Origin of the sequence: Ensifer sp. LC11 (assembly GCF_001695835.1) — a bacterium.
GTDB lineage: Bacteria > Pseudomonadota > Alphaproteobacteria > Rhizobiales > Rhizobiaceae > Ensifer.
Genome location: NZ_MBSO01000002.1, coordinates 146,628 through 171,400, shown reverse-complemented (window position 1 = coordinate 171,400; position 24,773 = coordinate 146,628). Strand labels below are relative to the sequence as shown.

Annotated in this window: 22 protein-coding genes; 12 read left to right on the top strand and 10 right to left on the bottom strand. The window is 62.5% G+C overall.

Annotation, left to right across the window (positions count from 1 at the left end):
- Positions 1-158 precede the first annotated feature (158 nt).
- Together hrcA and grpE are read left to right on the top strand one after the other, a co-directional pair.
- The gene (hrcA, locus tag BBX50_RS01775) at positions 159-1,238 is read left to right on the top strand and encodes a heat-inducible transcriptional repressor HrcA (protein WP_065773602.1); all 1,080 of its coding nucleotides are present in this window, start codon (positions 159-161) and stop codon (positions 1,236-1,238) included.
- Positions 1,239-1,435: 197 nt separating this feature from the next.
- On the top strand, positions 1,436-2,053 hold the full coding sequence (gene grpE / locus BBX50_RS01770) for a nucleotide exchange factor GrpE (protein WP_065773601.1): 618 nt from the start codon (positions 1,436-1,438) through the stop codon (positions 2,051-2,053).
- Positions 2,054-2,129: 76 nt separating this feature from the next.
- Here grpE and BBX50_RS01765 read toward each other — a convergent pair whose 3' ends face one another.
- Positions 2,130-3,365: a D-arabinono-1,4-lactone oxidase gene (locus BBX50_RS01765; RefSeq protein WP_065773600.1), complete on the bottom strand. Its 1,236-nt coding sequence runs from the start codon at positions 3,363-3,365 to the stop codon at positions 2,130-2,132.
- An 11-nt stretch (positions 3,366-3,376) separates the two neighbouring features.
- The gene (locus tag BBX50_RS01760) at positions 3,377-4,144 is read right to left on the bottom strand and encodes an SDR family NAD(P)-dependent oxidoreductase (protein ID WP_065773599.1); all 768 of its coding nucleotides are present in this window, start codon (positions 4,142-4,144) and stop codon (positions 3,377-3,379) included.
- 184 nt (positions 4,145-4,328) lie between these two features.
- On the opposite strand from BBX50_RS01760, the gene BBX50_RS01755 reads away from it, so the two are divergent.
- Entirely contained in the window at positions 4,329-5,108 is a 780-nt protein-coding gene (locus BBX50_RS01755) for a helix-turn-helix transcriptional regulator (protein ID WP_244513247.1), read from the top strand.
- Positions 5,109-5,160: 52 nt separating this feature from the next.
- On the opposite strand, the gene ptsN is transcribed toward BBX50_RS01755, so the two are convergent.
- The 6 genes from ptsN to lptC form a co-directional block, all read right to left on the bottom strand.
- Entirely contained in the window at positions 5,161-5,625 is a 465-nt protein-coding gene (ptsN, locus tag BBX50_RS01750) for a PTS IIA-like nitrogen regulatory protein PtsN (RefSeq protein ID WP_065773597.1), read from the bottom strand.
- 173 nt (positions 5,626-5,798) lie between these two features.
- A complete protein-coding gene (gene raiA, locus BBX50_RS01745) occupies positions 5,799-6,371 on the bottom strand; it encodes a ribosome-associated translation inhibitor RaiA (protein ID WP_034797455.1) in 573 nt (190 codons plus the stop codon).
- A 227-nt stretch (positions 6,372-6,598) separates the two neighbouring features.
- A complete protein-coding gene (gene rpoN, locus BBX50_RS01740; protein ID WP_065773596.1) occupies positions 6,599-8,146 on the bottom strand; it encodes an RNA polymerase factor sigma-54 in 1,548 nt (515 codons plus the stop codon).
- Between the two features lie 145 nt (positions 8,147-8,291).
- The gene (gene lptB, locus BBX50_RS01735) at positions 8,292-9,110 is read right to left on the bottom strand and encodes an LPS export ABC transporter ATP-binding protein (RefSeq protein WP_043615614.1); all 819 of its coding nucleotides are present in this window, start codon (positions 9,108-9,110) and stop codon (positions 8,292-8,294) included.
- Positions 9,111-9,122: 12 nt separating this feature from the next.
- Positions 9,123-9,683, bottom strand: a complete 561-nt coding sequence (locus BBX50_RS01730; protein WP_065773595.1) for an LptA/OstA family protein — start codon at positions 9,681-9,683, stop codon at positions 9,123-9,125.
- A gap of 15 nt (positions 9,684-9,698) precedes the next feature.
- A complete protein-coding gene (gene lptC, locus BBX50_RS01725) occupies positions 9,699-10,367 on the bottom strand; it encodes an LPS export ABC transporter periplasmic protein LptC (RefSeq protein ID WP_065773594.1) in 669 nt (222 codons plus the stop codon).
- A gap of 262 nt (positions 10,368-10,629) precedes the next feature.
- On the opposite strand from lptC, the gene sppA reads away from it, so the two are divergent.
- The 3 genes from sppA (at position 10,630) to BBX50_RS01710 (ending at position 12,460) form a co-directional block, all read left to right on the top strand.
- Positions 10,630-11,589 carry a signal peptide peptidase SppA gene (sppA, locus tag BBX50_RS01720; protein WP_065773593.1) on the top strand — a complete coding sequence of 320 codons (960 nt, stop codon included), beginning with the start codon at positions 10,630-10,632 and terminating at the stop codon, positions 11,587-11,589.
- 129 nt (positions 11,590-11,718) lie between these two features.
- A complete protein-coding gene (locus BBX50_RS01715) occupies positions 11,719-12,021 on the top strand; it encodes an integration host factor subunit beta (protein WP_025425688.1) in 303 nt (100 codons plus the stop codon).
- A 94-nt stretch (positions 12,022-12,115) separates the two neighbouring features.
- Positions 12,116-12,460: a DUF1049 domain-containing protein gene (locus tag BBX50_RS01710; RefSeq protein WP_065773592.1), complete on the top strand. Its 345-nt coding sequence runs from the start codon at positions 12,116-12,118 to the stop codon at positions 12,458-12,460.
- 55 nt (positions 12,461-12,515) lie between these two features.
- Here the strand turns inward: BBX50_RS01710 and BBX50_RS01705 are convergent, their stop codons facing one another.
- Complete coding sequence (locus tag BBX50_RS01705; protein ID WP_065773591.1) at positions 12,516-12,974, bottom strand: carbon monoxide dehydrogenase subunit G; 459 nt, start codon at positions 12,972-12,974, stop codon at positions 12,516-12,518.
- A 310-nt stretch (positions 12,975-13,284) separates the two neighbouring features.
- On the opposite strand from BBX50_RS01705, the gene BBX50_RS01700 reads away from it, so the two are divergent.
- From BBX50_RS01700 to BBX50_RS01680, 5 genes are all read left to right on the top strand, one after another.
- Positions 13,285-14,430 carry a class I SAM-dependent rRNA methyltransferase gene (locus BBX50_RS01700; protein ID WP_065773590.1) on the top strand — a complete coding sequence of 382 codons (1,146 nt, stop codon included), beginning with the start codon at positions 13,285-13,287 and terminating at the stop codon, positions 14,428-14,430.
- Positions 14,427-15,287 (top strand): RNA methyltransferase, encoded by an 861-nt coding sequence (locus tag BBX50_RS01695; protein ID WP_065773589.1) that lies wholly within the window; start codon positions 14,427-14,429, stop codon positions 15,285-15,287. The genes BBX50_RS01700 and BBX50_RS01695 overlap by 4 nt, the downstream gene beginning before the upstream one ends.
- Positions 15,284-15,775 carry a signal peptidase II gene (gene lspA, locus BBX50_RS01690; RefSeq protein WP_065773588.1) on the top strand — a complete coding sequence of 164 codons (492 nt, stop codon included), beginning with the start codon at positions 15,284-15,286 and terminating at the stop codon, positions 15,773-15,775. Before BBX50_RS01695 ends, lspA begins: the two co-directional genes overlap by 4 nt.
- 271 nt (positions 15,776-16,046) lie before the next feature.
- Positions 16,047-18,107 (top strand): ATP-binding protein, encoded by a 2,061-nt coding sequence (locus tag BBX50_RS01685; protein ID WP_244513251.1) that lies wholly within the window; start codon positions 16,047-16,049, stop codon positions 18,105-18,107.
- A gap of 120 nt (positions 18,108-18,227) precedes the next feature.
- Positions 18,228-19,118: a GNAT family N-acetyltransferase gene (locus tag BBX50_RS01680; protein ID WP_065773586.1), complete on the top strand. Its 891-nt coding sequence runs from the start codon at positions 18,228-18,230 to the stop codon at positions 19,116-19,118.
- A gap of 349 nt (positions 19,119-19,467) precedes the next feature.
- On the opposite strand, the gene BBX50_RS01675 is transcribed toward BBX50_RS01680, so the two are convergent.
- Positions 19,468-21,753 carry an NADP-dependent malic enzyme gene (locus BBX50_RS01675; RefSeq protein WP_065773585.1) on the bottom strand — a complete coding sequence of 762 codons (2,286 nt, stop codon included), beginning with the start codon at positions 21,751-21,753 and terminating at the stop codon, positions 19,468-19,470.
- 103 nt (positions 21,754-21,856) lie between these two features.
- On the opposite strand from BBX50_RS01675, the gene mutS reads away from it, so the two are divergent.
- The gene (gene mutS, locus BBX50_RS01670; RefSeq protein WP_065773584.1) at positions 21,857-24,601 is read left to right on the top strand and encodes a DNA mismatch repair protein MutS; all 2,745 of its coding nucleotides are present in this window, start codon (positions 21,857-21,859) and stop codon (positions 24,599-24,601) included.
- The last annotated feature ends 172 nt before the right edge of the window (positions 24,602-24,773 follow it).

The window sequence follows — 24,773 nt, the reverse complement described above, 5'->3', positions numbered from 1 at the left end:
TTGAGCGCGTCTAGCGACGCGCGGCGCTGTAGAGCATGGCAGAGGTAAAGGGAACCGGTGGATAGCCGGGCAGCCGGCCGTTTTTTCCCTTTTGCCATCGGGCGGCGGGGACACTATATTCCCGGCACGGCAGGATGTGCCTGCAAATGTGGAGTGACATGGTACTGCGCAATCCCGGAGCAAAGGAAATCGCCGCGGCACTGGACGAGCGCTCGGGCGAAATCTTCCGCCGCATCGTGGAAACCTATCTGACGAGCGGCGAGCCGCTCGGCTCGCGCAATCTGTCGCGGCTGCTGCCGATGTCGCTTTCTCCCGCCTCCGTGCGCAACGTGATGAGCGATCTTGAGGATCTCGGTCTCATCTATTCGCCGCATGTCAGCGCCGGACGGCTGCCCACCCAGACGGGCCTGCGCTTCTTCGTCGACGCCTTCATGCAGGTCGGCAACCTCTCGGCCGAGGACCGTGCTTCCATCGACCGCCACGTGCGGCGCGATGACCATACCCAGCCGGTGGACGCGTTGCTCACCGAAGCGAGCCAGATGCTGTCGGGCATGTCGCGCGGCGCAGGCCTCGTCATCACGGCCAAGGCCGATCCCGTGCTGAAGCACGTGGAATTCATCCGACTTGCCCCGACCAAAGCGCTTGCGGTTCTCGTCGGCGAGCATGATCAGGTGGAAAACCGCATCATCGAGCTGCCGGCGGGCGTCACCAGCTCTCAGCTCACCGAAGCCGCCAACTTCCTCAACGCGCATCTTGCCGGACAGACGATCGCCGAGGTGCGCGCACAGCTCGAAAAAGTGAAGCTGACGGTGCGCGGCGAGCTTGACGCCCTGTCGCAGGACCTCGTCGAACGTGGTCTCGCCATCTGGTCGGGCAACGAGGGCGATGAGAAACCGGCGCGACTGATCGTGCGTGGCCGCGCCAATCTGCTCGAAGGGCTCGAGGGCGCCGAGGACATCGACCGGCTGCGCATGCTCTTCGACGACCTCGAGAAGAAGGACAGCATGATCGAGCTGCTCGATCTTGCCGAAAGCGGGCCGGGGGTGCGGATCTTTATCGGCTCGGAAAACAAGCTGTTCTCGCTTTCCGGCTCTTCCCTGATCGTCGCGCCCTATCGTGACGGCGAGGACCGCATCGTCGGCGCGGTCGGCGTCATCGGTCCGACACGGCTCAACTACTCGCGTATCGTGCCGATGGTGGACTACACCGCGCAACTGATGTCGCGGCTTTCGCGTTGAAATCAAGGCGCCAGAGCGGCCTTTGCGTGTCCAATAAGACGCGCGGCGCTGCAGGAACGCGATTGAACCCTTGATTTTTCGGCCCCAAACCTCGATATCGGCTGCAAATCCAGTCACTGGGCATTTCGCTGAGACGCAAGCAAAGGCTTGCGGCTCGTAGAAATGAAGGACGACACAGACGAACTGCGGAGAACGTCATGACCGACGAAACGAACAAGCACGGACCCGAGGCCGCCGACGAGGCAAACCATGCCGCGCCGGAGGTTGCCGACGCCGCTGAAGCCGCGGCGCCTGCCGCGCCCGATCCGCTGGAGCTCGCCAAGGCGGAAAACAACGAGCTGCGCGACAAATACCTTCGGCTTGCGGCCGAGATGGACAACCTGCGCCGCCGCACGGAGCGCGACGTGAAGGATGCCAAGTCCTATTCCGTCGCCGGCTTTGCCCGCGACATGCTCGCTGTTTCGGACAATCTGCGCCGCGCACTCGACGCTATTCCGGCGGAAGCCAAGGAAGCCGGCGAAACCGGCCTCAATGCGCTGATCGAAGGCGTGGAGATGACCGAGCGTGCGATGCTCTCGGCGCTCGAGCGCCACGGCGTCAAGAAGCTCGAGCCGGAAGGACAGAAGTTCGACCCGAACTTCCACCAGGCGATGTTCGAGATCCCGAACGCAGAGGTTCCGAACAACACGGTGCTTCAGGTCGTCCAGGCCGGCTACGTGATCGGCGACCGCGTGCTGCGCCCGGCCATGGTCGGCGTTTCCAAGGGCGGCCCGAAGGTCGTGGCTGCCGAGAACGGCGACGCGCCGGTCGCCTGATCGCAAAAGACAAATGAAAAACGCCGCGCGAACAAACCTCGCGCGGCGTTTTTCTTTGGTGCGGGTGCTGCGTTCGCTACCCGAAGAGCTGGCGCAGGTGATCGTTGAGGAAGCGCCCTTCCGGATCGACCTTTGCCCGAAGCGCTCGGAAGTCGGCGGCACGCGGATAGAGTGCCGTGACGTCCTCGGCGCCCAGGAAGTGCAGCTTGCCCCAGTGCGGCCGCGATCCGTATTGGCGCAGGATCGTATCGACGTCTTTCAGGTACTCCCAATAATCAGTGCCAGGCTCGCCCGAAACCGAGAGCGTGATTGAATCCTGCTCGTAGAAGGGGCTGATCCAGCCGGTGTCGCCGGCGGTGAAGCGGTATTCGATCGGGTAGATGCAGGTCGGATGCTTTTCCAGCATCAGCTTGCGCACCGCCTTCACCGCCTCCTTGCCGTGGGCGACGGGCACCGCATATTCGAGCTCGTGGAAGTTCGGAACATATTCGATCGGGTAGATCTCGGAGGAATAGGCGATCTTCTCGAAACCGTGCTCCATCGGCGGTGCGTCAGTAATGTCGATCACCTTCATTTCGCAGACGTCCGACGTCCGGTCGGTGGTCGAGACCGAGGCCGTGTCCGGCAGGCAGTAGCAGTGCCGGCTCTCAGGGATCGGGCACCAGAAGAAACCGAAATGCCGGTGCTTGGCGGCGAGGTCGTCGTGCTGCTCGATCATCTCGTCGAAGGTGCAGCGCCAGAGCCTTTCATGCAGGTTGTAGCTGTCCATTGCCTGCAATGTGATCTCCGAGATCACGCCGAGCATGCCGATCGACACTCGCGCCGCCTCCAGCAGGTCGGGTGTCGTCTCATCAACGACGAGGATGCTGCCATCCGGCTGAACCAGGCGCATGCCGACGATCTGGGAGGCCATGTTTCCGAGCTTGGCCCCGGTCCCATGCGTGCCGGTCGTCAGCGCGCCTGCGAGCGCCTGGCTGTCAATGTCGCCCTGGTTGATCAGTGACAGCCCACTGGATTTCAACACCTTGCCGAGCTGGTTGATGGTGGCGCCGGCCTTGACGGCGACGCGTTTGCGTGTTTGGTCGATGTTGACGACGCCCTGCATGCTGGAAAGCGTCAGATGCAGCCCGCTCGTCAGCGCGACTGGCGTGAACGAATGGCCGGAGCCGGCACAACGCACGTTTAGTCCCTGAGACGTCGCTTCGCGCACCATCTCGGAAAGGGCAGCCTCGCTTTCGGGCGCGCCGCGATTGCGCACGATGCATGATTGATTTCCGACCCAGTTGCGCCAGTGGCCACCTGCCTGAAGCATTTTCCCCTCCCTCAAACCGCCGTAAAGCAATTGTCGACGAACAGATGCGTGCCGTTGACGAAGCTCGCCTCGTCGCTCGCCAGAAACAAGGCCGCGCTTGCCACTTCCTTCGGATCGCACATGCGGCCCTGCTGCGCGGCGATCGCCGCATCCGAGACGTCGACCCCGTACTTGCTGAGGCCGACCAGTTCGCGCTTGCCATGGTCGGTGGCGATGAAGCCCGGGCAGACGGCGTTGCAGCGAATGCCGCGGTCACGAAACTCGACGGCAATGGCGCGGGCGAACATGTGGCAGGCGCCCTTCGTCGTGTCGTAGAGCACCTCCATGGGGGTTGCCGCCACGGCCGAGATCGACGAGGTGCACACGATGCTGCCGCCGCCGGCGGCAAGCATGCCCGGCAATACCGCCTTGGTCATCAGGAACATGCTGCGCACATTGACCGCCATCAGCCGCTCCCACTCTTCTTCCTCGACCTCGAGGAAGGGACCGACGGCGAGAATGCCGGCATGATTGAAAAGCACGGTGATGGCGCCGAACGCCGCTTCGACCGCCTTGACGGCGGTGGTCACCTCGGTGGAGACGGAGACGTCGGCGGGCGCAAAAATCGCTTCGCCGCCCTTGGCGCGGATTGCGGCTGCCACCTCCTCACCCTTTCTGCGCGGCAGGTCGACGATGCCGACCTTGGCGCCTTCACGCGCAAACAGCTCGGATGCGGCAAGGCCACAGCCACCCGCACCGCCGCTGATCAGTGCCACTTTGCCTGAAAGCCTGCCTGCCATTGCGTCCTCCCGTGGGTGTCCGTCGTGGCGATCGCCAATGACGATCCGTTCCTCGACAGACCGGTTTCTCTCTCCCAGGGAATTATTGTTGACGAAGCAGGGCCTGTCGATATCCCATGGGGGATACGCGGGGTCGGGGGACGATAAGGGAATGCTGGCGAGGGAATCCGCTGATATTTCAGCGATGATCGGTCTGATTGGCACGCAGGATTTCGGCCGGGCGCTCGACCGGATGCTGCGATCGGTCGCCACCTTCGACCTCTCGGTCGCGTTTGCCTATCCCTATGACGCAAGGCCAATCGTGCTGCACGACGGTTATACGGCCAAAGTCTCGGCGAGCGCGCTTGCCGCCTATCTCGGCGGAGCCTATCTGCTCGACCCCTTCTACGTTGCCTGTTGCGCCGGCCAGCCGGCCGGGCTCTGGCGCATGCGTGAGCTGGCGCCAGACCGCTTCTTCCAGTCCGACTTCTCGTCTTCTGCCGAGGTGCATCCCTGCGTGTCGATGGAATCGGGCGTTCTGGTGGAGGAAGTGGGTTTCGTCATCCCGTTGGATGGCGGCCTGCAGGCCACCTATTCGCTGATGCGCGGCCGCGGCGCCGAGCCTTTCAGCGACGCGCAGCTCTCGCGACTGCGCGTTTACGAGCCGATCGTGCGCGAAGCGGTCAGATCGAACTGGCGGCAACAGGGCCAGACCATTGCACCGCCGCCATCTGAAGCGGGCGATGATGCCATGGAGACGGCCTTCGAGAGCCTTTGTTCAGACCGGCTGACCAAGCAGCAACGCAACATCGTGCGGTTGATCCTGAGGGGACATAGCAACCTCTCGATCGGCAAGGTGATGCGCATTACCGAGGGAACGGTGCGCATCCATCGCAAGAACATCTATCGCCGGCTCGGGATTTCGGGCCAAGGCGCGCTGTTCCGGATTTTCATCGATCATTTGAACCGTGGCCAGCTTTACTGACCAGAGGTTCCGGTGGCATCGCGCGCCCGATCGGACGCGCCCGCTGAGAGCTTCAGGCTGCGTGCGAGGTCGCGTCGTCGTCGAGCAGCGTGTAGATCGCGCTGGCGGAATCGCTCGAGCGGATCTTGGCGACCATGTCGTGATCGCGCAGAACGCGGGCGATGCGCGACAGTGCCTTGAGATGATCGGCGCCAGCACCCTCCGGAGCGAGCAGAAGGAAAACGAGGTCGACCGGCTGATCATCGAGGGCCTCGAAATCGACAGGCGTTTCCAGACGCGAGAAGATGCCGATGATCGAGGGGAGATTGTTGAGCTTGCCGTGCGGAATGGCGATGCCATTGCCGACACCGGTGGAGCCAAGGCGCTCCCGCTGCAGGATCACGTCGAAGATTTCACGCTCGGGAAGCCCGGTGATCTTAGATGCTTTTGCCGCCAATTCCTGAAGGAGCTGTTTTTTCGAGTTGGCCCTCATGGCCGGGATGATCGCATTTTGATGCAGCAGACCTGCCAATGCCATTCTTTTGTCCTCGTTCGCCGGTTAGAGCCGGACAACATCATCATAAATGCGTCGCAATGGCTCTAACCATCTTTGTCATGGCGGGTTCCATGCACAGAAAAGTCACATTTTCCGGCGTGCCCGCTGATTAGCGTGCGGGGGATGCCGGCGCGCCGGCATCCCCCTTTTTCCGCTCATGCTTTGATATTGGCGGCGTCAATCCAGCCAATATTTCCATCGTTGCGCCTATAGACGATATTCAGTTCGGCCTTGCCGGGCGTCCGGAACATGAGGACGGGCTCATCCGTCATGTCGAGCGCCATCACGGCGCTTGCGACAGACATGGTCCTCAATTGTTTCGAACTCTCGGCGACGATGGTCGGCGCATAATCCTCGGGAACTTCGTCGTCCTCAAAGGGCACCGAATCCATCACTGTGTAAGCCACCTCGGCAGCGTTCTGTCCGTTGCCGTTATGGTGATCCTTCAGCTTCCGCTTGTAGCGGCGCAGACGCTTTTCGATGCGATCCGACGCCGCGTCAAACGCAGCCTGGGGGTCGTTCGCCTGACCGTTCGCCTGCATAACCACGCCCGTATCGAGATGAAGCTTGCAGTCGGCGCTGAAGCGCGGCCCGGACTTTTCCACAGTGACCTGGCTTGAATATCCTCCGTCGAAATATTTGGTTACGGCCTGCTCGATCTGCTCGCCAATGCGGGCGCGGAACGAATCGCCGATTTCCATTTGTTTACCGGATACACGCACACTCATGGAGTTTCCTCTCTCGTTCGTGATTTGCGCAGCCAGTCTATTCCAAGCGGTCCCGTCATCCAAGCCTTTCAGACTTGCGGGGCGCCTCTGTCGCAGCCACCGGTCGCACCGGTATGCTTCCGGGGCGAGCATGTCCCCGGCAATTGCGGCGGGCTCATATCGCCTGTGTCGGAGAGAGTCAATCGAAGGTCGCAAAAAAGTTAACGCGGCTTAAGGTTTGGCGCCGGTCAGAAGCCGGAAGCCTTGGCGAGCGCGCGTTTCTCCCGTCGCCGCTGCACGGAGGAGGGGAGGTTCATCGCCTCCCGGTATTTGGCGACGGTGCGCCGGGCAATGTCGACACCGGCCCGCTTGAGGTTGTCGACGATGTCGTCGTCGGAAAGCACGGCCTCGGCGCTCTCTTCCTGGATCATCGTGCGGATGCGATGGCGCACGGCTTCTGCCGAATGGCTGTCTCCACCCTCGGCCGAGCCGATCGAGACGGTGAAAAAGTACTTGAGCTCGAACAACCCGCGCGGCGTCAGCATGTACTTGTTGGAGGTCACCCGGCTGACGGTCGATTCATGCATCTTGATCGCATCGGCGACTGTCTTCAGGTTCAATGGCCTGAGATGGCCGATGCCGTTCACCAGAAAGGCGTCCTGCTGGCGGACGATCTCGGTCGCGACCTTCATGATCGTCTTGGCACGCTGATCGAGGCTGCGGGTCAGCCAGTTGGCGTTCTGCAGGCACTCGTTGAGGAAGGCCTGGTCGGCGCTGTTCTTCTGCGTACCGCGCGAGACGGTCGCGAAGTAATCCTGGTTGACCAGTACGCGGGGCAGGGCGTCCGGATTGAGTTCGACCATCCAGGATCCGTCGGGTGCTGCGCGCACGACGATATCGGGCACGATCGCCTCACTGACGCTGGTCTCAAAGCTCGTGCCGGGCTTTGGATCGAGCTTGCGGATTTCCGCCAGCATGTCGATCAGGTCTTCCTCGTCGACGCCGCAGATCTTCTTGAGGCTTGCAAAGTCCCGCCGCGCCAGCAGTTCGAGATTGGCGACCAATGCCTCCATCGCCGGGTCAAGCCGGTCGCGGGCGCGCAACTGGATGGCCAGGCACTCGCCGAGCGAACGTGCGAACACGCCCGGCGGATCGAATTGCTGCAGCGTGAGCAGAACCCGCACGACGTCAGCATGGGCCGCGCCCAGGCGATCGGCGATCTCCGCGATATCGGCCTGAATGTAGCCGGCATCGTCGAGCTGGTCGATGAGGTGCTGGGCGATCAACCGATCCGATGTGTCTGAGAGCGCGAAAGGAAGCTGTTCCAGCAGCGTGTCGCGCAGGCTCTTGCGGCCGGCAACGAAGTCGTCGAGATCGTAGTCCTCGCCTTCGCTGCCGCCGGGCATCGATTTCCATTGGCCGAGCAGCTCCGGCGCATCGGCGCGCTGCGGTGCGGTATCGTCCTGATAGACATTGGCGAAATCGGCGTCGAGCTGCTCGCCGAGCTGCTCTGCGGAAGGGGAGGTGGCGCTGTCGTAGAGATCGACCTGTCCGCCGGCCTCGCCGCCCGGAGCTTCATCCCCTGCGAGGGCGTCCGGGCCGTCCGGGCGCTCCGGTGCGCCTGACAGGTCGTCATTCGCCTGAAACTCGAGCAGCGGGTTCTTTTCGACTTCCTGGGCGATGAACTGATTGAGTTCGAGATGCGTCATCTGCAGCAGCTGGATCGACTGCATGAGCTGCGGCGTCATCACCAGGGACTGGGACTGGCGCAGATGTAGGCTGGCGGACAGTGCCATGCTGACGCGAAACTCCCGAGAAATCTCTCCAGGCCCGCGTTGTTTTCCTGTTGTCGGACGGGCCTCTTATTACTTGGCCCAAAAATTGCTTATCGGAAAGGTTTGGTCAAGCGGCGTCGCGGCCGGAATCGCCGCGCCAGCAACTTCAAAGGCTGAAATTGTCGCCGAGATAGAGCCTGCGCACGTCAGGATTGGTGACGATGTCGTTGGCGCGACCATGCGTCAGCACTTCGCCGGCATGGATGATATAGGCGCGGTCGATCAGACCAAGTGTCTCGCGGACATTGTGGTCGGTAATGAGCACGCCGATGCCGCGCGAGGTGAGATGTCGGACAAGCGCCTGGATATCGGCAACCGAGATCGGGTCGACGCCGGCAAAGGGCTCGTCGAGCAGCATGAAGGTCGGATCGGTCGCCAGTGCGCGCGCGATTTCAAGGCGCCGCCGCTCGCCACCGGAAAGCGCGATCGCCGGCGATTTGCGCAGGTGCGTGATGTTGAATTCGCCGAGCAGATCGTTGAGCTTGCTCTCGCGCCGCTCCAGGTTCTTGTCGTGCACCTCGAGCACGGCGCGGATGTTTTCCTCCACCGTTAGCCCGCGAAAGATCGACGCTTCCTGCGGCAGGTAGCCGACGCCGAGGCGCGCGCGCCGGTACATCGGCATGGTCGTGACGTCATTGCCATTGATCTCGATCGAGCCTTCGTCGACCGGGACAAGGCCGGTGATCATGTAGAAGCATGTGGTCTTGCCGGCGCCGTTCGGGCCGAGCAGGCCCACGGCCTCACCGCGGCGCACCACCAGCGAAACACCATTGACGACCCGGCGCTCGCGATAGGCCTTCGTCAGGCCGCGGGCGATCAGCGTGCCGTCATAGCGCGCCTTGTCGACTGCATGCCCGGAGGCGACAGCGGCTGTCGCCGACGGCTTACGGACCCGTTTGCGCTTGTGGAGAAAGGGAAGTTGCACGAGCGGTCTACGTCAGTTCTGCTTGCGGGACTTCGGGTCGAGCTGGATCTGCACGCGGCCGCCGCAGGCGTCGAGCTGAGCCTCTCCGGTTTCCATTTGGACGTTAAGCTGGCAGCCGACGAAGACGTTCTTGCCTTCCGACAGCACGACCTTTTCGCCCTTGAGCACGAAGACCTGCTTCGTCATGTCGAAGGAGCCGGTGTCGGCGGTTGCCTGCTGCGTGCCTGAACTCAGGAAAACCTTGTTGCTGACCTCGATGCGGTCGATGTCGGCGTCGCCGCTCGAAACCGAGCCGCCGCCGGACTTGTAGTAGACCACCATGTTGCCGGCCTGAAGCGTCGTTGTGCCCTGCACGACCTTGACGTTGCCGGTAAAGATCGCCTTGCTCTCCGGGTCCTTGATCTCGAGCTTGTCGCTCTCGATCTGGATCGGCTGGTCGTTGGAGAGTTCAAGGCCCTTCATCTTGCTGGACGTGGCCTGCGCGGAGGCGCCGGAGGCAATGATCAAAGCGCCAAGGCCGGCAATGGCCAGGCTGGCGGAAATCTTGAAAAATGAGGCGGTTGTGACCGACATGGAGTGCACCGGTTTCTATTTCGCGTTCTTGCGGATGGCGGCGGGCTCGACGTTCACCCTCACCATGCCCTCAAATATTACAATACGTCCCTTATCCGTCATTCGCAGCGTCTGCGCAATGATCGAACCGCCCTTCATGCTGATCGCAACGGGGCGTTTCGTTTCCATCTCGCCGGCATTGATGTCCAGATAGGCCGACTGGAAGTCGGCGTTGATGCCATTATTCACGGAAATGGTGAACGGGGCGTTCATGTCGAGTGTGTTGGCGCCGCGGTCATAGATGCCGTTGGTGGCGTCGACCGTCGCGATCATCGAATCCTTCATCGGCATTTCCGCATGGATCGTCTGCAGCGTAATGATATCCGGATTGGCAATATCCTGGAGCGCGCGCTGCGCCTTCATCGAATAGCTGATGCCCTGCTTGTTGCGGCCGGAAATCGCCGGATTTTTCATGACGATCTTGCCGTTCTCGATCGTCGCCGTTTCGAGTTGCAGGTCAACAGGCATGAAGGCCCTGACAAAGGACACGGCCGCGAAGGCGATTGCGATAATTCCGGCTACGACGGGCAGGATGACCTTCAGCCGACGCACGCGCGCGGAATGCCGCGCGGCGAGCGCATAGGCGTCGGCGGAGCTCGCACCCGTATCGGCAAAGATGCCCGGGGCTGGCGCATGGTTCAACATGGAAGGGCCTGTCGGTTCTGCTTCTTTGGTCGCTGACCCGGCAAAGGGTCATTTACATACAATGGTGTAAGTCGTCGCAAATATGGATACTTTTTGCGGTCGCACAATGGCGCCGCAAAAAAACTCGGGTGAAACACGAAAACGCCAGCTGCGGCTTTCAACCGTGGCCAAGCGCGTTTATGGAATATGCCTCTGCGCGCGCAGATAGCACGTTCCCGCGGAAACTGACAGAAGCTGCGCCAACAATTCGGGAGAAACCCACATGGACGAACTCGCCATCGCCGATCGCCGCAGCCTGCGCAGGAAATTGAGCTTCTGGCGCTGGGCGGTGGCTGGCCTGCTCGTTGTGGCAGCATTTGCGATCTTTGCCTGGTCCGGCGTGGCCGACAATGTCGGTCGCAGCCGCCAACAGGTGGCGCGCGTCACCATCACCGGCCTGATCCAGGATGACCGTGAGCTTCTTGAGCGCCTGCAGAGGATTGCCGACAATGATTCCGTGAAGGCCCTGGTCGTGACGATTTCGTCGCCGGGCGGCACGACCTATGGCGGCGAAGTTCTCTACAAGGCGATCCGCAAGGTTGCTGCCAAGAAGCCGGTGGTTTCCGATGTCCGCACGCTTGCCGCTTCGGCGGGATACATGATTGCGCTTGCCGGTGACACGATCGTTGCCGGCGAAAGCTCGATTACCGGCTCAATCGGCGTCATCTTCCAGTATCCGCAGATCAAGGACCTGATGGACAAGCTCGGCGTATCGCTGGAATCGGTCAAGTCGCGCCCGCTGAAGGCAGAGCCGTCGCCCTTCCATCCTGCGAGCGATGAGGCCAAGGCGATGATCCAGTCGATGATCGACGACAGCTATGCCTGGTTCGTCGATCTGGTTGCCGAACGCCGCAAGCTGCCGCGTCCCGATGCGCTGCTGCTCGCCGACGGGCGCATTTTTACCGGCCGCCAGGCGTTGAAGGCCAAGCTCGTCGACACGCTCGGCGGTGAGGACGAAATTCGCGCCTTCCTGGCGGAGAAAAAAGTCTCGAAGGACCTGCCGATCGTCGATTGGGAGGCGCCGCGAAAGACCCTGCCTTTTGGGCTCGGTGCGGTCGCTGCCAACTGGATCAAGATGTTGGGATATGACGCTTTTCCGGCGATGAGCGGGTTCGAAAAAATTGCGGGCGACAAGTTGTTTCTTGACGGTCTTGTTTCGGTTTGGCAGGTTGATGGCCAATGAGTAAGGCGACATATACCCAGCCTGAGCCGTCGAGCGCTGCCGGTGATTTTGCAAATGCCGTGCAGCGCCTTGCGGTAATCACAATGCAGACCGAAAAAGCAAAACAAACAAGAATTTGAGGGGGCGACAGTGATCAAGTCAGAACTGGTGCAGATTGTTGCAGCTCGCAATCCGCATCTCTACCACCGCGACGTCGAAAATATCGTCAACGCGGTTCTCGATGAGATCACAGACGCGCTCGCGGCAGGCAACCGGGTAGAGCTTCGCGGTTTCGGTGCCTTTTCCGTCAAGAACCGGCCGTCGCGTTCCGGGCGCAACCCGCGCACCGGCGATTCCGTCTTCGTCGAGGAAAAGTGGGTGCCGTTCTTCAAGACCGGCAAGGAACTGCGCGAGCGCCTCAATCCCGGCATGAATGGCGACGACGAGGACTGATTTTCCCGGACGTCAGCATTTTGGCGCAATTGGCGCCCGTTGTCCCCTGAGGCCACCGGAAGGCCTATGGCCGCCGCCAAGATGGAGCGATTGAATGTTCAAGAAACTGATCAATATCGTTTTTCTCGTCCCGGTCGGCGTGATCTTGATTGTTCTGAGCGTCGCCAACCGCCAGAGCGTGACGCTGGCACTGAACCCGTTCCGACCCGAGGACAGCGTGCTTTCCGTCAGCGCGCCGTTCTTCGTGTTCCTGTTTCTTGCCGTCATCGTCGGCCTGATCCTCGGTGCAGCTGCGACGTGGTTCAGCCAGGGCAAATACCGGCGTCGCGCCCGCACCGAGGCGAGCGAAGCGCTGAAATGGCACCGCGAGGCGGAGAAGCACCGCAGCCAGGCCGAAAAGCTCGCGACCCAGGCCACTCTGGCCGCACCACAGAACTGACGTCGGTTTTTTGCCGATGGGCTGAGGTTAGCATCGCCTCAAGTCGTAATACCACTCAGCTTGATGCTTCCGCCGTGCCACCCACGGCAGCGCCGAAGTCAGAAAAGAACTGCTGCGCAAGCTTCTTCGCGGTCGAGTCGATCAGGCGCGAGCCGAGCTGGGCGAGCTTTCCGCCGATCTCTGCCTTGACGTCGTAGCGCAGCACGGTTTCTGGTCCGTCCTCAGTCAAGGCGACGTCGGCGCCACCCTTGGCAAAGCCGGCGATCCCGCCCTTACCTTCGCCCGAAATCGTGTAGCTCTCCGGTGGGTTGAGATTGGAAAGCACGACATTGCCGGTGAAGGAGGCAGACACCGGGCCGATCTTGATCTTCACCACGGCCGCCAGTTCGGTCGGGGACGTCATCTCCAGCGATTGGCAGCCGGGGATGCACCGCTTGAGGATTTCCGGATCGTTGAGGCCACGCCATACCGCGTCGCGCCCTGCCGCAATTCGCTCTTCGCCGGTCATGTCCATGCGCTTTCCTCCCCGTACCGCGCCGCGCGCCGGCAACGACGCGCAAAGGTCACGTAACACTTTAGACTTGCTGCAGAATTTTGTCCCTATGGCGGTTGCACCTTAGGAAAATCTGCAACGGGCTCTCCCACTCCGATCTTCGCAAAACGGAAACGACTTTGCCAAGAGCATCAGCGATGCTATTTGCACCTCAATGGAAGCTGCGGCCCGAGCAAGGCTGCGGCGACAAACCTCATGGTGTCTGCCCGCTTGTACCCGATATTGCGCAGGGCAGGCGATGCATGCTCCAACAAAGCCCAGGGATCTCAGCGTGAAGGAAAAGGACCGGCGGTCGAAGAATGCCTCCGTGACGACGGCCAAGGGCCGCGGCGCCGAAGCGCGTGGCGGCGGCCGCCACGAACAGAAGCGGCCGACGCCGGCAAAGGGTGGCGGCTTCAAGGAGCGACAGGCGGCTGTGCCGGCCTCCGAGACACGCGAAAGACCGGTGAGGCAGCCAGCCGTGCAAGAGGCACCGGCGCGGGTGATCGCGCGGCGCACCGGAGACAAGCCGGCCGAGCGCGTGCCGCTCATTCTCGAGACATCCGGCACTTCGGGCTACCATCTGATCGACAGCGGCGCCGGCGAGAAGCTCGAGCAATACGGCCCTTATCGCATCGTACGCCCTGAGGCGCAGGCACTCTGGCCGCGCAGCCTGCCAGACAGCGTCTGGGAGAACGCGGATGCGATCTTCACCGGCGATACCGACGAGGATGGCATGGGGCGCTGGCGCTTTCCCGGCGCCGTGCTTGGCGAAACCTGGCCGATGCAGCTTCTCGATACCGATTTTCATGGCCGCTTCACCTCGTTCCGCCACGTCGGCGTCTTCCCCGAACAGCTCGCGCACTGGAGCTGGGTCAAGGATCAGGTGCAGGCGGCCAAGCGGCCGCTCAAGGTGCTGAACCTCTTCGGCTATACCGGTGTCGCCTCGCTGATCGCCGCCAAGGCTGGCGCCGAAGTCACTCATGTCGATGCCTCGAAGAAGGCGATCGGCTGGGCGCGCGAGAACCAGGCCCTGGCGCGTGCCGAGAAGCTGCCGATCCGCTGGATCTGCGACGACGCGATGAAGTTCATCCAGCGCGAGGAGCGCCGCGGCAGCCGCTACGACATTATCCTCACTGACCCGCCGAAATTCGGTCGCGGGCCGAATGGCGAAGTCTGGCAGCTCTTCGACCATCTGGCGGCGATGCTCGACATCTGCCGCGAAATCCTCTCGCCGGAAGCGCGCGGCCTGGTGCTGACCGCCTATTCGATCCGGGCGAGCTTTTATTCAATCCATGAACTGATGCGCGAGACGATGCGCGGCCACGGTGGCCGGGTGGAGTCAGGCGAACTCATCATCCGCGAAGGCGGGCTTGACGGCCGCGAGCCGGGCAGGGCGCTTTCGACCTCTCTTTTCAGCCGTTGGGTACCGCAATGAGCAACGACAGAAGCGAACACGGCGCAGGCCGTGTCGGTCAGGTGAAGGAGGTCACGAGCCTCACCAACCCGATCATCAAGGACATCCGCGCGCTGGCACAAAAGAAGCACCGCGACGAGACGCGGTCCTTCATGGCCGAGGGTCTGAAGCTGGTGATCGATGCGCTCGATCTCGGTTGGAAGATCAAGACGCTGATCTATGCCAAGGCGGCCAAGGGCAAGCCGCATGTCGAGCAGGTGGCCGCCAAGACCGTCGCCAAGGGCGGCCTGGTGCTGGAGGTCAGCGAAAAGGTCCTGTCGACGATCACCAGGCGCGACAATCCGCAAATGGTCGTCGGCATCTTCGAGCAGCGCTACCAGTCGCTGAAGGATTTGAGGCCGGAGCTCGGTCAGACCTATGTGGCGCTCGACCGGGTGCGCGACCCCGGCAATCTTGGCACCATCATCCGCACGGCCGATGCAGCCGGCGCTTCCGGCATCATCCTCGTCGGCGAAACCACCGACCCGTTCTCGCTTGAAACTGTCCGTGCCACCATGGGGTCGGTCTTTGCGATGCCGGTCGCGCGTGCCAGCGCCGAGGACTTTATCCGCTGGCAGAAATCCGCCGGCGTGAAAGTGGTTGCGACCCATCTTGCAGGCGCCGTCGACTACCGCACCATCGATTACAAGTCGAAGCCCGTAGTCATTCTAATGGGCAACGAGCAGGCCGGACTGCCGGAAGATCTGGCCCGCGAAGCTGGCGCATTGGCGCGAATCCCGCAGGCGGGCCGTGCTGACTCGCTCAATCTTGCGATCGCAACCGGCATCATGCTGTTCGAGGCGCGTCGTCACCTGCTGAGCCTGGATGCCCGCGCATGAGCGAGAAACAGGTCCTGTTTTCCCGTCCGCTGCCGATCGCGGTCTTCATCCTTCTCGCGCTCATTGCCGACCAGGTGATCAAGTACCTGGTCGAGCTTTACCTGCCCTTCAATCAGGCAGTCCACGTCGTGCCGATGCTGGCGCTTTACCGGACCTACAACTTCGGCGTCGCCTTCTCGATGCTGTCGGGCATGGAGGGCTGGTTCATCGTCGGCATGCGGCTTACCGTCTGCGCCTTCGTGCTCTGGCTCTGGAAGCGTACGCCGAAGGACCGGTTCTTCGCCCATTTCGGTTATGCGCTGATCATCGCTGGCGCACTCGGCAACCTCGTCGACCGGCTGCTCTTCGGCTACGTCATCGATTACATCCTTTTCTATACCGAGACGTGGTCCTTCGCCGTCTTCAATCTGGCGGATACTTTCATCACCATCGGTGCCGGTGCGATCATTCTTGATGAGCTGCTGCACGCGAAAAAGGCGGATCGCTAAGATTTTACCGATGCCTTGAAGCCATTCGGAACGCCTGTCGTGTTAGCCGGGTCGTATGAGCGAACCGTCACGACTGATAGAGCGGATCGAATCCGGTTTCGGGAGAGAGACCCGGGCGCAGGGCGCCGCGCCGATGGCGACGCCACCGCTCGACGTGCCGCCGTCGGCCCCCGCGCAGGACGCCCCGGCCCGTGGTGCTCGTTCCGCTCTGAAGCATGGCTCCTTCGCATTGCTCGGCCTGGTCGCCTCCGGCCTTGTTCTCGTCATCGGGATGAATGCCGGCTTCCACCTGTTTGCCGCAGCGATTGCTGCAGCCGGCGCGGTCGGCGTGCTTCTGCTTACCATCGAAGCCATCCGATCGTTCGATGGCGCTGAAGGGGGCGGCGAGGCGGACCGGGACGGCGACTGGCATCGCTCCGAAACCTCGGCACTGCTTTCGACCATTCATGATGCGCTCGGCGACCTTGCGATCATGCGCGGCATGGACGGAAAGATCGTTCACGCCAATGCGGTCTTCCATCGGCTGTGCGGTCGGTCGGACGCCCGTGGGCTGACCTGCGCCGCGCTCGGCCTGAGCTTCGAGCCGAGGACGGCGCCCAACCACTATCTCGTGCGGATCGCCACCGGCGAAAGCGTCCGCCTTTTCGATTGGCACGACGTGATCGCGCGCGACCCCGCAAGTGGCAAGCTCATGCGCCACAGCATTGCGCGCGACGTGACCGAGGAAGCGAGGGCAGCGCGGGAGCGCGAGGCAGCGCGCAGACGTGCCGAAGAGGCAAGCCGCGCGAAGTCGCAGCTGCTTGCCACCGTCAGCCATGAGATCCGCACGCCGCTTTCCGGCATTCTCGGCATGAGCCATCTGCTCGGCCAGACACGAATGTCGAGCGAGCAGAAGAACTACCTCGCCGGCATGCAGCAATCCGGCCATGCACTGGTCCAGCTCGTCGAGGATCTGATTGACTTCTCGTCGCTTTCGGCCGGTCGGTTCCAGTTTCGCCCCAGCCGACAGGATCCGCGCGGGGTGATCGAGAGCGTCGTTGAAATGCTCTCCAATCGCGCCCACGAAAAAGGCATAGAAATCGCCGCCACCGTTTCCGTCGACGTGCCCGCGCTCATGGCCTTCGACGCGGCGCGCCTGCGCCAGGTGCTTTTCAACGTGGTCGGCAACGCGGTCAAGTTCACGGAAGTCGGCGGCGTCCTCGTCAGTGCCGATACGCTCGACGGCTGCGTGCGGATCCGCATCGACGACACCGGGCCGGGCATGTCATCAGAGGATCTGAAGCGCATCTTCGAGGAGTTCGAGCAGGCCGGAAACGATGAGCAGCGCGCCAAGGGCACCGGCCTCGGGCTTGCCATCTCCAGGCGGATCATGCAGGCCTGTGGCGGCAGCCTCACGGCTGCGAGCGCGCCGGGACGAGGCAGCCGTTTCGAAATCCGCCTGCCTCTCGAAGAGGTCGACATCGTCACCCCGGAGCGCCAGTCCTGCCTCGCCGGGTCGCACGTGCTGGTGATGGCGCCCGACGGTCCGGCCTCAGCGGCGCTGGCCGCAACGATCGTAACACTTGGTGGACACTGCCATCGCGCAACGACCCTGGCGGCAGCCCAGCATGTTCTTGCGGACGTGCTCGCCAGCGGTGCGCCGCTGACCGACGTGATCGTCGATCACCGGCATGCGCAACAGTACAAGCAACTGCTGGCGCTGCAGCCGGCCATCGGGCGGCTGGAGGTGCGGCGCACCTATTTGATCAATCCGGAAGAACGCAACAGCCATCCGGTCAACCAGATGGACGGCTACGAAGCCTGGCTGATCCGTCCCTTGCGCGAAAAATCCTTGGTCGAGGTGCTGCTCGGTCGCCTGAAGGGCATCGAGAAACGCGATGCGATCAACGACAACAGGCCGGTTCTGCGCGAGGAGCCGGCGACGGCTCCCATGCAGAGGGAGGCCCGTGGAATCCTGCTGGCCGAGGACGATCTGGTCAACGCGCTGATCATTCGAACCGTGCTCCAGCGTTCGGGGCATTCGGTGCAGTTGGTCGGCGACTTCTCGGGCGTCGCCGACGCCCTGCGCCCGTCCGCTGATCGCTCGATGCCGGAGCTTCTCGTTACCGATCTCAACATGCCGGGAGGCGACGGGCTTTCCGTATTGCACAATCTGCGCACCGATGAAGCGTCGCGGTCGCTCGCGCGGCTGCCGGTCATCGTCCTGACCTCCGACACGCGCGAGGACATGCGCGACCGGCTGATCGCGGCTGGTGCCGATGCCGTGTTGTCGAAGCCGGTCGAGCCGCATCTGCTGACCACGGAGATCGCGCGTCTGCTGCACCGCCGTTAACTCGGGTGATGGTAACGGTATCGATCGGGCCGCGGGGGTTGTGCGCCGCTTTCATGTCACTATGTTGTTGCAGAAACGTGGTCTAAGCCCGGCAGACAGATTTGATTCGGGATGACGCGGATGGCCATCGAGCTACTGGATTCGGCGAACGTGGTTGACACTTCTCAGGCTTGCATCGGCAAGAAGGCTGCCGCTCCGGCGACCGACGTACTCGGCCGGATCGCGAACCTTGAGACGCGGCTTGCCCGTACCGCGTCCGAGATCGATGCCGCCCAGGCCGTGCGCTACAAGGTTTTCGTCGAGGAAATGAAGGCGCAAGTCGGCGCCGAAGCCGATCGTCGCAAACGCGACGTCGACAGCTGGGATGCGATCTGCGATCACTTGCTCGTCCTCGACACCGCGATCGAGGGCGATACCGAAGACCAGATCGTCGGCACCTATCGCCTGCTCCGCCAGGATGTGGCCGAGCGTTCCGGCGGTTTCTATTCGGCTTCCGAATTTGCCATCGATGCGCTTCTCGCTCGCCACCCGACCAAGCGCTTCATGGAGCTCGGTCGCTCCTGCGTTTTGCCGGAATACCGCACGAAGCGCACGGTCGAACTGCTTTGGCAGGGCAATTGGGCCTATGCGCTGAAGTACGGCATGGACGCGATGTTCGGCTGTGGTTCGTTCCCGGGCGTCGTCCCGGCCGAGCACGCGCTGGCGCTTTCCTTCCTGCACCACAACATCCGCGCCCGCGACGACTGGGCCGTCAGTGCCCGTCCCGAACTGCACCGGACGATGGATCTGATGCCGGCCGAGGCGATCAACGCCAAGAAGGCGCTCGCCGCTTTGCCGCCGCTGATCAAGGGCTACATGCGCCTGGGTGCGATGGTCGGTGATGGCGCCGTGGTTGATCACGCGTTCCGCACGACAGATGTTTTGATCGTGCTGCCGATCAGCAATATTTCCGGCCGCTATCTGAACTATTACGGCGCCGATGCCGGACGGTTTGCGACGTCCGTCTCCTGACGGGAGCGCGTTCAGGTTAACCAAATATTAATGATGGATTTGACTTTCGGTGTCGAAAGAGAGACTTGTATTGTCATGTTCTTCTCTAATTTCATGACGAACGAATAGAGAAAATAAATGGAGAAACTGCCGATCTTTCCGGGATCGACAGGTATAGGGTTCCCAAGACTCCTGCTTTCATTACCTTAAACATACACACATTGCCTGTTATTAAGCCCGCTTCCTTTTGAAGGAAGCGGGCTTTTCTTGGCTAAAGTTGTTTCGAATTGCTACCGACCGGCTCGCCCGGTGCTCCGCTTGGAGACGGCTGCGTCAGAATGGTGCAGCCGTCTGTCCTATAATGCCGGCCTTACATGCCGGCATTATAGGCGGCGATCGCCGCCATGTTGACGATGTCGGAATCCTTGGCTGACATCGAGACGATCTGGATCGATTTGTCGAAGCCGACGAGCAAGGGACCGATGACCGTCGAGCCGCCAAGCTCCTGCAGCATCTTGGTCGAGATCGATGCCGAGTGGAACGCCGGCATGACCAGCACGTTGGCGGTGCCGGAGAGGCGGCAGAACGGATACTGCTCCATGACGCGGGCGTTGAGCGCCACGTCGGCCGCCATTTCACCGTCGTATTCGAAATCGACGCGGCGCTTGTCGAGGATGTTGACCGCTTCGCGCACCCGCTCCGAACGTTCGCCCGAGGGATGGCCGAAGGTGGAATAGGCAAGCATCGCCACGCGCGGCACGTAGCCGAGGCGCTTGGCAAGGCCTGCGGCCTCTTCGGCGATATCAGCCAGTTCCTCGGCCGTCGGCATGTCGTGCACCGCCGTATCGGCGACGAGCACCGTGCGGCCACGGCAAAGCGCGATCGAGACGCCGATGACACGATGGCCGGGCTTCGGATCGATGCACCGGCGCACGTCCTCGAGCGCCGTCGAATAGTTGCGGGTCAAGCCCGTGACCATGCCGTCGGCATCGCCAAGCGCCACCATGCAGGCGGCGAAGTGGTTGCGGTCGTTGTTGATCAGGCGCTGGGCGTCGCGGAACAGGAAGCCCTTCCGTTGCAGGCGGGCGTAGAGATAGTCGGTGTAGGCGCTGACGCGCTTGGAAAGGCGCGCATTGACGATCTGGATGCCGGGCCGGTCGAGGTCAATGCCTTCTCGCTCCGCCGTCTCGCGCATGCGCTCCTCGCGACCGAGCAGGATCGCGGTGCCGAGCTGCTGGTTGGCATAGGCGATCGCCGAGCGCATGACCTGCACCTCTTCGCCTTCGGCAAAGACGATGCGCTTCGGCTGGCGCCGGACGCGCTCGTAGATGCGCTGCAATGTCGAGGCGATCGGGTCGCGCCGGGCGGAAAGCTGGCGGCCATAGGCCTCGAGATCGGTGATCGGCTTGCGGGCGACGCCGCTTTCCATCGCCGCCTTGGCAACGGCCATCGGGATCGACGAGATCAGGCGCGGATCGAAGGGAACCGGAATGATGTATTGCGGGCCGAAGCGCGGCCGGTTGCCCTGATAGGCGGCAGCGACATCGTCGGGAACGTCTTCCTTGGCAAGGCTCGCCAGCGCTTCGGCTGCGGCGATCTTCATTTCGTCGTTGATGGTGGTCGCGCGCACGTCGAGCGCACCGCGGAAGATGTAGGGGAAGCCGAGCACATTGTTGACCTGGTTCGGATAGTCCGAACGGCCGGTGGCGACGATCGCGTCGTCGCGGATGCGGGCGACTTCCTCGGGCGTGATTTCCGGATCGGGGTTGGCCATGGCGAAGATGATCGGCCGTGGCGCCATCGAGCGTACCATGTCTTCCGAAAGCGCGCCTTTGGCCGAGAGGCCGAAGACCACATCGGCGCCTTCGAGCGCCTCGGCGAGCGTGCGGCGGTCGGTCTTGACCGCATGCGCCGACTTCCACTGGTTCATGCCCTCGGTGCGGCCTTCGAAGATCACGCCCTTGGTGTCGCAGAGGATGACGTTTTCCGGGTTGAAGCCCATGGACTTGATGAGTTCGATGCAGGCGATTGCTGCGGCACCGGCGCCATTGCAGACGAGCTTCGTCGTCTTGAAGTCGCGTCCGGTCAAAGCCAGCGCATTGATGAGGCCGGCGGCGGCGATGATCGCGGTTCCGTGCTGGTCGTCGTGGAACACCGGGATGTCCATGACCTCGCGCAGCTTCTGCTCGATGATGAAACAGTCCGGCGCCTTGATGTCTTCAAGGTTGATGCCGCCGAAGGATGGGCCGAGGAAGCGCACGCAGTTGATGAACTCGTCGACGTTTTCGGTATCGACTTCGAGGTCGATCGAATCGACGTCGGCAAAGCGCTTGAACAGCACCGCCTTGCCTTCCATGACCGGCTTTGAGGCAAGCGCGCCGAGGTTGCCGAGGCCGAGGATCGCCGTGCCGTTCGAGATGACGGCCACCATGTTGCCGCGTGTCGTGTAGTCATAGGCAGTGTTGGGATCCTCGGCGATCGCCTTCACTGGAACCGCGACACCCGGCGAATAGGCAAGCGACAGGTCGCGCTGGGTGGCCATCGCCTTGGTGGGGGAAATCTCCAGCTTTCCGGGGCGACCCTGCGAGTGAAAATCGAGCGCTTCCTGCGCGGTGACGCTCGTCATGGTGCGATCGGTCTTGTCGGTGGCCGGCATGTTTCCTCTATCCTCCTGTGGGCGAGCCTTGCGGCGCGCCTCTTTATGGTTGTCGTCTATAATTCCTTGGCGATAGTGTGCCATCTCTTTTTTCGGAACAATCATGAATTTCGTGACAGACTATTCGACCCGCGCAGGGGAGGTTTTATCTGCAGCCGAACTGGCGAGCGAGGAAAGCCGTTCCACTGCGACGCCGATGATGGAACAGTTTATCGAGATCAAGGCGAACAACCCGGATTCGCTGCTGTTCTATCGCATGGGCGATTTCTACGAGCTGTTCTTCCAGGACGCTGTCGAAGCCTCGCGCGCGCTTGGTATAACGCTGACGAAGCGCGGCCAGCACATGGGACAGGAAATTCCGATGTGCGGCGTGCCGGTGCATGCCGCCGACGATTACCTGCAGAAGCTGATCGGGCTCGGCTTCCGCGTTGCCGTCTGCGAGCAGGTGGAAGATCCGGCCGAAGCCAAGAAGCGCGGCAGCAAGTCGGTGGTGCGCCGCGACGTCGTGCGCCTGGTAACACCGGGCACGATCACCGAAGAGAAGCTGCTTTCACCGTCCGAGACCAACTATCTGATGGCGCTGGCGCGGATCAAAAGCGGATCGGAACCGGCTTACGCGCTTGCCTGGATCGATATCTCGACCGGCATCTTCCGTTTGGCCGAGACCGCAGAGAGCCGGTTGCTTGCCGACATCCTGCGCGTCGAGCCGCGCGAGCTGATCCTCGCCGATACGGTGTTTCATGACCCGGACCTTCGGCCCGTCTTCGATGTGCTCGGCTGCGTCGCGGTGCCGCAGCCGGCGGTGCTCTTCGACAGTGCCACGGCCGAAGGGCGCATTGCCCGCTATTTCGGCGTCAAGACGCTCGATGGTTTCGGCACGTTTTCACGCGCCGAACTCGCGGCTGCCTCGGCGGCGATCTCCTATGTCGAGAAGACCCAGCTTGCCGAACGTCCGGCGCTCGGCACGCCCGAGCGCGAAAGTGCGGCCTCGACGCTGTTCATCGATCCGGCGACCCGCGGCAACCTCGAACTGGTCAAGACGCTCTCCGGCGCCCGCGAAGGCACGCTGTTGAAGGCGCTCGACCGCACCGTGACCAGCGGCGGCGCCCGGCTTCTGGCCGAGCGGCTGATGTCGCCGCTGACTGATCCGGATCGCATCAATCAGCGGCTGGATTCGATCGAGATCCTGGCGGACCAACCTTCCTTCAGTGGCGATCTCCGCGACGCGCTCAGGCGTGCGCCGGACATGCCACGCGCTCTGTCGCGGCTGGCACTCGGCCGCGGCGGCCCACGCGACCTCGGCGCTATCCGCGCCGGCCTGCACGCCTCTGCCTCGATTTCGCGCCTGATGGCTGCCGGCACGCTCTCGGACGAACTGAAGAATGCACGGGCCGCGATCGACGCGCTGCCAGCTGGTCTGCTCGGTCTGCTCGACGCTACCCTTGGCGAGGAACTGCCGCTCTTAAAGCGGGATGGCGGGTTCGTCTGCGAAGGCGCCAATGCCGAACTCGATGAAGTGCGGGCGTTGCGCGACCAGTCGCGCCGGGTGATCGCCGGGCTGCAGCTGCAGTATTCCGAAGAGACCGGTATCAAGTCGCTGAAGATCAAGCACAACAATGTGCTTGGCTATTTCATCGAGGTGACCGCCGGCAATGCCGGTTCAATGACCGACACGGATGCCGGTCGCGCCCGCTTCATCCATCGCCAGACGATGGCCAACGCGATGCGCTTCACCACGACCGAGCTTGCCGAGTTGGAAAGCAAGATCGCCAATGCCGCCGACCGCGCCCTGTCGATCGAGCTTGAAGCTTTCGAGGCGATGACATCGGAGGTCGTGTCGGCAGCCGAGGCACTGAAGGCTGCCGCATTTGCGCTTGCGACCATCGACGTCTCGGTCGGCCTCGCGGTGCTTGCCGAAGAGCAGGCCTATGCCCGCCCCGTCGTCGACCGCTCGCGCATGTTTGCCATCGACGGCGGCCGCCATCCGGTGGTCGAGCAGGCGCTGAAGCGCCAGGCAAGCAATGCCTTCGTCGCCAATGGCTGCGATCTGTCGCCGCCGGCGAATGAAGAGGGTGGAGCGATCTGGCTGCTCACCGGTCCCAACATGGGTGGTAAGTCGACCTTCCTGCGCCAGAACGCCCTGATCGCGATCATGGCGCAGATGGGCACCTTCGTGCCGGCGGCCAGCGCCCATATCGGCATCGTCGACCGGCTCTTCTCTCGCGTCGGCGCCTCCGACGATCTGGCGCGCGGCCGTTCGACCTTCATGGTCGAGATGGTCGAGACGGCGGCGATCCTCAATCAGGCGACCGATCGCTCGCTGGTGATCCTCGACGAGATCGGTCGCGGCACCGCCACCTTTGACGGTCTGTCGATCGCCTGGGCGGCGGTCGAGCATCTGCATGAGGCCAACCGCTGCCGCGGCCTGTTTGCCACCCACTTCCATGAGCTAACGGTGCTTTCGGAGAAGCTCGCACGCCTCTCGAACGCGACGATGCGCGTCAAGGAGTGGCACGGCGACGTGATCTTCCTGCACGAGGTGGGACCGGGTGCCGCCGACCGATCCTACGGTATTCAGGTCGCCCGTCTGGCCGGCCTGCCGGCCTCCGTGGTGGCGCGTGCCAAGGACGTGCTCGCCAAGCTCGAGGACGCCGATCGCAAGAACCCGGCAAGCCAGTTGATCGATGATCTGCCGTTGTTCCAGGTGGCGATCCGGCGTGAAGAGGCCAAGCCTTCCGGAAACTCCAGGGTTGACGAGGCGCTGAAGGCGCTCAACCCCGACGACATGACGCCGCGCGAGGCGCTCGATGCGCTCTACGCCCTGAAAAAGGAACTGAGCGCCCGGTAGCGGGCATTCGGTTTTTGCTGTGCATGCGTCGGTGAAAAAGGCTATACAGCGCCGCGCTCCTTGAAAGGGCGCGGCATTGAGCCGGTAGTAAATTGAAAATGCTGCTCGGTCCCGGTTCGGCCTTGATCGGATGGGAGCATGCAGGAGCGCATCTTCATGCAGCGAACCACGC